The sequence below is a fragment of the Endozoicomonas sp. SESOKO2 genome, from assembly GCF_024606245.1.
GTDB lineage: Bacteria > Pseudomonadota > Gammaproteobacteria > Pseudomonadales > Endozoicomonadaceae > Endozoicomonas_A.
In genome coordinates this window covers 1-8,473 of sequence record NZ_JAHHPQ010000595.1, presented here as the reverse complement: position 1 = coordinate 8,473, position 8,473 = coordinate 1, and the positions used below count along the sequence as shown (strand labels likewise).

Sequence of the window (8,473 nt, the reverse complement as noted above, 5' to 3'; positions counted from 1 at the left end):
CTCAAAGCCCTTGATGATTATACCAACGGTTACGATTTTGCCGATGCAATGATTGCTCATCATAACGGGCTTCAATGTAAAACCACCTGGACATTTGATCGCAAAGCTTCACGCCTCAGTCAATTCAGCTTGCTCAGGGACTTTGATCATTGATCCGGAACTTGTTGGAGCAGTGATTGACTGGGACTGAAAGCCTATCTCGCAAGCACTCACCTTATCGTTTGCCTACGCAGCCAATAGCTCTTACACTTCTGGTCATCGTAACCCTTTGGCTAAAATCCGACCGCATTTGGGTAGCCCCATCGTAATCACACAATTTTTTTGACGCATTCAAGCGGCTATCTTGAGCTTAAGAAGTTTGATCTGCATCACTGAATCGGAAAGGTCATCTCTTCTATTACTTCAAAAACGCCAACAATCATCGTTTCAGAAATTGAACTTTCTGGTCCCGGAATAATATGATAATCACCATTGGGTAGCTGCGATAAGTGAGGGGTGTGTGTGGTTTGCATTTCTGTTCCAACATTGTCCGGTAGATAACAGGGTAATAAATATTGCTCGGCTACCTCTCCCGGAATAAGGAGAAGCGCCCCTGGTCTCCGACTTCTGGCACTTAAATGTTTCAACAAATTCGCCATGCCGGGTTCCTCCACTTTATTTTTTTTATGATGTACATAATATCTTCCGTCAGATGTTCTAATTAAATACATTCTGCAACCAGAGCATGCGGAATTTTTATGTTTAACCTCTGCAAAATATTCAATGATCCCAAGTGTACCCACTATGGTAATTTCTCTCGTTTCTCCGTCCCGTACTACAACAAAATCTCTTGGTGAAGTTTTTGTTATCGTTCCGTAGGTCACAGGTACCTGAAAAAGAATGATAAAGTAAAAGAGCAAGAATATGCGTGTATGCATCCCGAGACTTTTTTAAAAAATAGAAAGAGGATGTATAGAAGATATACACAGCCTTCGCAAACCGCTTTAAAGAGCCCGGCCACATGCCAGTGCCTGTTGTCGTCAAGGCAGCCGACTCCTGGCAGAGGAATCCCCTACCGGTTCAGGAGGGGAAGATGTCAATGGTTAACGGTATTGATTCACCTGGTCTCTGAGCTCAATGGCGGCGGCCCTGGCTGCCTCGGCAAAGTTTTCATCACTGCCGGCATAAATGATGCCACGGGAAGAGTTTACAATGATGCCTTCACCCTGACTGTTGAGACCATTTTTAACGGTGGCCTCTACGTCTCCACCCTGGGCACCCAGACCCGGAACCAGAAAAGTCATATCACCGGTAATAGCACGGATACGCCTGAGTTCTTCAGGGTTGGTGGCACCAACAACCAGCAGCAGATTGTTATGGTTGTTCCACTCTTCTTTGGCCCTACGGGCAATCACTTCATACAGGAAGTCGTCACCGACCTTCAGGTTCTGAATCGCTGCGGCTCCGGGGTTGGAGGTTCGACAAAGGATGACGGTACCCTTATCTTCATAGCGGCTGAAGGGTGCAATAGTATCGATGCCCATATATGGGTTGACGGTGACAGCGTCTGCACGATAGCGATCAAACGCTTCCATAGCGTACTGATCCGCCGTGCTGCCAATATCGCCCCGCTTTGAGTCGAGAATGACAGGGATATCCGGATAATTATCCTGGATGTATTCGATGGTCTGGGCCAGTTCGTCTTCAGCACCACGGGCATGGTAATGGGCAGCCTGAGGTTTGTAAGCGCACACCAAGTCTGCGGTGGCATCAATGATGAAGCGATTAAATTCCAGAATAGGTTGCTCGAGCGCCTGAATGTGGGCGGGGAACTTCTCGGGTATTGGGTCCAGGCCTACGCAGAGCAAAGAGTTGTTCTTACGCATGGCAGCCTGAACCTGAGCCAGAAAACGCATAGCAAAGCCTTATGTTGCAGTGAACGATGTCTGGGCGTGCACTTTAACAGATTTAAGGCCGGGTTTGTTGCGACAAATAAGAAATTTGCCGGGCTGAGCCAACATCAACCTTTGTGTCTGCTTCTAATGAGCCTCCTGGAATGGCTTTGCTGTTGAGCACGAAGCTATTCTCTCAGTCCGCCTCAAGGTTTCTGAGGCTCCGTATCTTTTGAACGACCGGTAAACGCTTCCACAGGCGATAAGGTGTCTGACGGTTTGTTTGGCTGCTGTTGTCACCACGGGGGCAGCGTATAAGGCCATCAACAGAGGGTGAGAGAGTGCCTGCATGATCACCAGAGTAGTGCCAACAATGGTGCCAGTCGTTTGCAGTACCCTGACGATGCGGCAAAGGTGCTTGCGGGTCTTCATGGTTCGGTTTTTGTTGAACCTTTTTACACTCGCTTCAATGGCTTTACTGACCAGTTTTCCTAACAGGTAGCCTGCGACAGCACCAGGAGTCGCTACCATGGTGGTGAGTAATCGCACTCCGGCAGTAATGCCTGCGAACGGGCTTGCGGCGGCGTGTAGGGCTGTTTGGATAACGGCACTGATTGTTGATGATCCCTGCATAATCTGCACTCCTTGTGTTGCTATTTGATGTTGTTTGCAGAGTATGCAGGGATTCGCCGCCAAAATGACTGACAGAATCGTTAGTGACACTTGCAGATTTTGATAACCGGTGCAATTGGATTGCATCAGGTTTTGGTCAAACTGACCATTTCCTCACTCTGAAGGAACCCATAAGATAGTTAATAAAACAGAGATAGCGTTGATGCGAAAGTTAGTAATACCAGACCTTCAGCAGGTGGCAGAATGGCTCAATAAGGACGGTCATGAATTCTGGATGTGTGACCGGTGTGAGGGGTTGCATATCTCATCACTTCAGTCTCTGGATGGCGTACTCGATAGTCGTCTGTTTATTAAGCCATTTGGTATTCTTTTTTCAACCGAGCTGGATTTGAAGCCTTCCTCTGCATTTTTAGTTCAGGCCGATATGACCCGCCTCAACCATGGTTTACCTACCCTTAAACTGTTTCTGGAGATGCTGGATTCAGGCCATTTTTTGCTGGTGGCTTCCGATATTATGATGACCGCCAATGGCATCTGTTATAGTCAGTTCTCTGAATTTCTTGCAATGTCCCTGGAAGCCAAGAGCTGGTTGTACCGGGAGTGTCAGACCATGCAGTATGTCGTGTCAGAACAAGAGCATTGTGTCCCCCCGGTTGAAGGCAAGTTTTCGTTCCACTAAGCAATTTCCAGTTTTTATCAGAATTGGATATAAAGCGTTTAGTGCTCTGGCGAAACTTTGCAGTTGGCCTAATGTCATACAGTTAATATTCTGATGCGGGAAGTTCAGAACGTGTCCAATGCCACTCTTTTCTGTATCTGCTCTCTGGTCTGGGGCTCCACCTGGTATGCCGTCAGCTGGCAGCTGGGGACTGTTGACGCCATGTGGTCAGTCGCTTACCGGTTTCTGTCTGGCGCTGTGTTGTTATGGTTTATTTGCTGTTTCAGAGGCGGCTTAACGGGCTTTACCCGTCGGCAGCATCTCAGATTCTTTTTCCAGGGAACCTTCCTTTGCGGTATTTCCTACTGGCTGGTCTATGAAAGCGAAAAATTCATCAGTAGTGGGCTTTCAGCATTAATTTGTACGGGCATTCTTTATTCAAATGTTGTGATTGCTCGTTTCTGGTTAGGGCACGCCGTTAAACGTTCTGTTCTCATAGGAGCGACATTGGGCAGTGCCGGTGTGCTTATGGTGTTTTTTCCCCATATCTCACAGATTGATTCCAATACCCTGCAGCTAAAGGGACTGGCATTGGCACTGGGCGCTGCACTGATGTTTTCCATGGGCAGTGTCTCCTGTGAAGTTAATCAGAAAGATGGCTTGTCAGTGGCACCTGTGACGGTGTTTGCCATGTTTTACGGTGGTCTGGAAATGGGGGCTATGGCTTTGCTCCGTGGCGTTCCGCCAACGTTTGACTTCAGTCCGGGTTATCTGGTTTCCCTGATTTATCTGGTGACTTTTGGTTCGGTAGTGGCAATGACCTCATACATTGCCCTGATTCAGCGCATGGGATCTGACAGAACCGCCTATGTCGATATTATTTATCCCATCATTGCCTTGTTGATCTCAACCGTTTTGGAGGGGCACCAATGGACGCCGGTTTCTGTGTTGGGAGTGGCGGTTATTTTGCTGGGGAATTTACTGGCTATGGGTAACCGTTTTGATCGGCGCAGAAGCGGGACTTCCTGCTAACATAAAAATTCCTCTCTCCGATATCTATGGGGTTTCTCATGAGTGAGCACAAACCATTCATCTATCGAGCTATAGAGTTATCCAGTCAGGCTCTGGACAAAGGGGAGGCGCCCTTTGGTGCGGTGCTGGTGCATAACGGCAGAATTCTTTTGGAGTCTGAAAGCACTACCGAAGCAGAAAGTGACCAGACCCGGCATGCAGAACTCAGTCTGGTCAGCCATGCCTGCAGACAGATACCAAGAGAACAACTGTGTGAATGCACACTTTACAGCAGCACAGAGCCCTGCCCAATGTGTGCCGGAGCAATATATTGGGCCGGAATCCAGAAAGTGGTGTACGGATGCAGTATGCAAGCACTGGACCAGATTGCCGGGCACTCCACTCAAATGGGTTGCAGAAACGTTTTTGACTGCTGCTATGGCAACATAGAAGTCATTGGTCCTGTAGAAGAAGAGCTTGCATGCGAGCTGCATATGAAGTGCTGGCCGCATCCATCTTAAGAAGACATATCCACCCCTGAAGTCTGCGCTGGACTTCCAGTGCACAGTTGCCTGACACGTATGATTCAGGGAACGTGATATCCCATGGGCTTCATGGCGTCGTACTGTAGCCAGACTTTGTTCAGCCAATTTTCTTCACCCAACCAGTTCAGAACCCAGCGAATACCGTTGCCCATGACTTCCTTGTTCCAGGCCAGATAGCAACGATCATTCATGGGAATATCCAGAACATCCTTGCGAATCAGCAACTCCTGTTCAATGTAGGGCTGAACAAAGTGGCTTGGCATGATAGTGATGCCCAACCCTTTCAGCAGGCATTCAATAGCCATGCGAAAACTGGGAACCAGAAGGATTTGCTGGTCTTCGAGCAACAGGTTGTAGCCCTGTCGAAAGACTCTGGAAGTATCCTGAATGCAGATCGAACTATAAGTCTTCAGCATGTCCTGGCTGATCGGACCGGAAACGCTGGCCAATGGATGCTCTGGAGACATCACCAGGTCCCATGCCAGAGAACCCATAGATTTCCATTCAAAACGGTCATTAGTAGCAATATTGTCTGGAATGGTTTTGGGAGCACCAATGACCAGCTGGCATCGGTTGTGGAAGAGGGCATCCCATGAGCCGTTGTGAACTTCAGTATTGATTACAAGGTTGGTCTCGGGACGAACGGTTTGAAGGTCGCGAATCAAATCGTAAACCATGCCCTGGTTAACGACGTTATCCAGGGCAATCTTGATGTCATGTTCCCAGCCCGAAGCCATCTGGCGGGTTGTTTTTTCCAGTTCCTCCAGTTCAGCCAGCAGTTTGCCTGTCTGCTTGATAAAGTGCTCACCCGCCGGAGTCAGCTCGACCCGCTTGCTGTCTCTCAAAAACAGTTGTACATCCAGTCGCTCTTCCAGCTTCCGGACGGTGTAGCTGATGGCAGAAGGTACTTTATGCAGGTGCCTGGCTGCTGCCGTAAAGTTTCTGAACTGGGCTACGGCCCTGACAATTTCGAGGGATTCCGTTGGGATCATGAAGTGAATACTACTATTTGCCGACTTTGAGGTGTCATTAGAGTATCTCTTAGGCTGTCAGAAAGGGAGTCTAAATGAGAGTTTTTTATCGACAGGCTGCTAGGATAGCCACTTCACTTCGGGCGACTTCATGATTATGAGGGAGAAATGTATTGCACTGTTGCCTGTTCCTGCAATACAGAGACTCCGGCAAGAAGTGTTGAGTTCGCAGTCCGCGCTGCAGACTCAGGTGGATGATCAGCAAAACAGCCTTGAGCTGGCAAAAAATGCCTCTGCGACTCTGGTGCAGGGGTTTTTTTGTTTCTGAGATTCTTCCCTGCCTGATTTCGGTGGTGATATTACGCGCATTCGAAGATAAACTACGGCAGGCTCCAGGCACTTTTCTATTCTTTTATGTCGCCGTTAAAGCTCTTTTGAGCCAGAGGACCAATCCGTGAACGATCTCACTGCCAGCAGTCGTCTGGCTCTGAAACTGATGGATCTCACTTCCCTCAACGACAATGATACGCCGGAAGTGATTATTGATCTCTGCCAAAAAGCCAAGACGCCGGCAGGCAATATCGCCGCAGTTTGTATTTACCCAAGATTTGTCCCCATCGCTAAAAAGACCCTGAAAGAACTGGATCTGAACGACGTGACAGTGGCCACTGTGAGTAACTTTCCAGAGGGCGGTGATGATATTGAACTGGCGGTCACAGAAACTCGAGCAGCTGTCGTTTATGGTGCGGATGAAGTGGATGTTGTTTTTCCCTATCGGGCTTTCATGGCGGGTGACGAAGCCGCTGGAGTTGAGCTGGTTCGCCGCTGTAAAGAAGTTTGCGCAAACAAGGTGGTGCTCAAGGTGATCATTGAGACCGGTGAACTGAAAGACCCTGCTCTGATTCGTCGAGCCAGTGATATCTGCATTGAAGCCGGTGCCGACTTTATCAAAACCTCTACCGGCAAAGTGCCTGTCAACGCTACACTCGAATCTGCCCGCATCGTGCTGGAAGCCATTCGAGACAGTGGCAAGCAGAACGTAGGCTTTAAGCCCTCGGGTGGCATTCGAACAGCACAAGACGCTGCAGAACACCTGAAGATTGCCGCTGACATTATGGGGCAGAAATGGATCGACCGAAATCACTACCGCTTCGGAGCTAGCAGCTTGCTGGGAGGCCTGCTGTTGGCGCTTGGTCTGAAAGAACAGGAAGACGATTAAAAACAAACTCCGTCCAGGCTACTCTTCTCTGAAGGAATCAAGCATATCAGAGGCGCTGCTGTCAGTATCACTGCTTTCAGAACTGTAAGGCGTCTCCATGGCAAAAGCATATTTAGACATGAGCAAGTTGACGAAAGCTCGCAAGTCGTATATACGTTCATCCAGGTGTTTTCTCAGCCTGTCTTCTTTGTCGAACTCTTTTTCATCATCTCCCCCTGTGGTCTTGTCATGTTTGGCTCCATCAGCCTGCTGATTGGCATTGATGACAGCACCTGCCTCAAGGAGTACAGCACCTGCCTCAAGGTATAATAGCGTCTTGCGTGATTGTTCCAGCAGGTCCTCAAATCCTATGCAGAGGGTTACCAGTATGACTTGGTAATCATTTTGATCAGTAAAAGTTTTTTGTAATTGATATGACATGTATTTTTCTATGGCTATAAGCAATTCTTGAAATAATTCAGGATGTTCATTTCCCGGGTTATCTTTTGCGTCGGTTACCACCTTTTTAAATATTTCAAATAATTTCTGTTCTTTGGCTTCTTTACCGGTAAAGTCAGGAATGGTTTGATCCCAATTTGAGCGGCTAAAATAACTCGACATGTTGTCAATGTGTGTATTTGCGAGTTGTATAACAAAAGGATCAAGCATCAGGCTTAAGGTATCAATGAAACTCACGAAAAGACTATTCCAAACAACTAATTCAGGTTTTTTTTCACCGTATTCTTTTATTAGCCTTAACATTCGTTTATCTGATTTTATATTACGCAGACAAACCGGCATTCCGAAATCATTAACGTAGTAGTTGAGTAGAGAGGAAGAGGCTAATAGCATTGCATCGAATGATGCCCCGTATTTTTCAGTTTCAAAGGGGTCCTCCATTTTTCGCAACAAAAACTCAAGGCGCATTTCTTCCAACAGCATCAGGTCAGAGAAGACTGTAGCAGTTTCTTTAATATTTGCTTTTAAAACGTTGAGATCTTGTATGGGTTCTTTTACACCAAAAAGGTCACCTTTTTTGGCATAGAGTCTCTCGATACCAGACAAATGACTAGCATCAAGCAGGAATGAGAGAAAAAAGAAACTATTTGCTTTAAGGGGGGTTCCCTTGCAATGGATGGCTGTATAGTAACTCACCATCAACTTCGCGAGGCTCCGTTGGTGCTGTGGATTGGCCATATCGATAGGAGATTCGGTACCCTGAATTGAATATAGAACTTCCATCAACTTTTTCTGGTCTTTGTCAATCTTAATATTGAGAATTAGTTTCACTGTATCAATCATACCAAGAATGGTCAGGCTTTCTTCGGGAGGCTTTGCCGGGACATAGCTCAACATAGTGTTTAAGATTTCTTCATCAATGCCTGTATTCAACCCCTGAATAATGGCAGCAACCTGTACACGGGTCATTGGTGGGAGTGGAGTGTCTATTAAAGGCTGAAGCTGCTGTGCTCGTGCTCCCTCCGATTCATCCATTTTTTTGACTTGCTCAGTTTCATGGTTCATGGCAAATATAAGATGGGTCGTATTCGGGTTGAGAGCAAAAGGAGAGATTCTCCCAACATAAG

10 protein-coding genes are annotated in these 8,473 nt (G+C 47.3%); 5 read left to right on the top strand and 5 right to left on the bottom strand.

Annotated features, from left to right (window positions below; all coding sequences use genetic code 11):
- Window positions 1–368: 368 nt before the first annotated feature.
- The 3 genes from KDK17_RS14405 to KDK17_RS14395 form a co-directional block, all read right to left on the bottom strand.
- The gene (locus tag KDK17_RS14405) at window positions 369–863 is read right to left on the bottom strand and encodes a hypothetical protein (RefSeq protein WP_257254607.1); all 495 of its coding nucleotides are present in this window, start codon (window positions 861–863) and stop codon (window positions 369–371) included.
- A gap of 219 nt (window positions 864–1,082) precedes the next feature.
- Window positions 1,083–1,895, bottom strand: a complete 813-nt coding sequence (gene pyrF, locus KDK17_RS14400; RefSeq protein WP_257254608.1) for an orotidine-5'-phosphate decarboxylase — start codon at window positions 1,893–1,895, stop codon at window positions 1,083–1,085.
- A 123-nt stretch (window positions 1,896–2,018) separates the two neighbouring features.
- Window positions 2,019–2,504 carry a hypothetical protein gene (locus KDK17_RS14395; RefSeq protein WP_257281657.1) on the bottom strand — a complete coding sequence of 162 codons (486 nt, stop codon included), beginning with the start codon at window positions 2,502–2,504 and terminating at the stop codon, window positions 2,019–2,021.
- Window positions 2,505–2,706: 202 nt separating this feature from the next.
- Here KDK17_RS14395 and KDK17_RS14390 point away from each other — a divergent pair, with 202 nt between their 5' ends.
- The 3 genes from KDK17_RS14390 to KDK17_RS14380 all read left to right on the top strand — a co-directional run bounded on the left by KDK17_RS14390 (window position 2,707) and on the right by KDK17_RS14380 (window position 4,694).
- On the top strand, window positions 2,707–3,183 hold the full coding sequence (locus KDK17_RS14390; protein ID WP_257254610.1) for a hypothetical protein: 477 nt from the start codon (window positions 2,707–2,709) through the stop codon (window positions 3,181–3,183).
- A gap of 93 nt (window positions 3,184–3,276) precedes the next feature.
- Window positions 3,277–4,194, top strand: a complete 918-nt coding sequence (locus KDK17_RS14385) for a DMT family transporter (protein ID WP_257254611.1) — start codon at window positions 3,277–3,279, stop codon at window positions 4,192–4,194.
- A 38-nt stretch (window positions 4,195–4,232) separates the two neighbouring features.
- On the top strand, window positions 4,233–4,694 hold the full coding sequence (locus tag KDK17_RS14380) for a nucleoside deaminase (protein WP_257254612.1): 462 nt from the start codon (window positions 4,233–4,235) through the stop codon (window positions 4,692–4,694).
- A gap of 65 nt (window positions 4,695–4,759) precedes the next feature.
- Here the strand turns inward: KDK17_RS14380 and KDK17_RS14375 are convergent, their stop codons facing one another.
- Entirely contained in the window at window positions 4,760–5,710 is a 951-nt protein-coding gene (locus KDK17_RS14375) for a LysR substrate-binding domain-containing protein (protein ID WP_257254613.1), read from the bottom strand.
- Between the two features lie 130 nt (window positions 5,711–5,840).
- On the opposite strand from KDK17_RS14375, the gene KDK17_RS14370 reads away from it, so the two are divergent.
- On the top strand, window positions 5,841–6,017 hold the full coding sequence (locus KDK17_RS14370; protein ID WP_257281655.1) for a hypothetical protein: 177 nt from the start codon (window positions 5,841–5,843) through the stop codon (window positions 6,015–6,017).
- Between the two features lie 126 nt (window positions 6,018–6,143).
- On the top strand, window positions 6,144–6,908 hold the full coding sequence (gene deoC / locus KDK17_RS14365) for a deoxyribose-phosphate aldolase (RefSeq protein WP_373691146.1): 765 nt from the start codon (window positions 6,144–6,146) through the stop codon (window positions 6,906–6,908).
- An 18-nt stretch (window positions 6,909–6,926) separates the two neighbouring features.
- On the opposite strand, the gene KDK17_RS14360 is transcribed toward deoC, so the two are convergent.
- The coding region (locus KDK17_RS14360) for a hypothetical protein (RefSeq protein WP_257288355.1) at window positions 6,927–8,473 on the bottom strand (1,547 nt) is incomplete at its 5' end.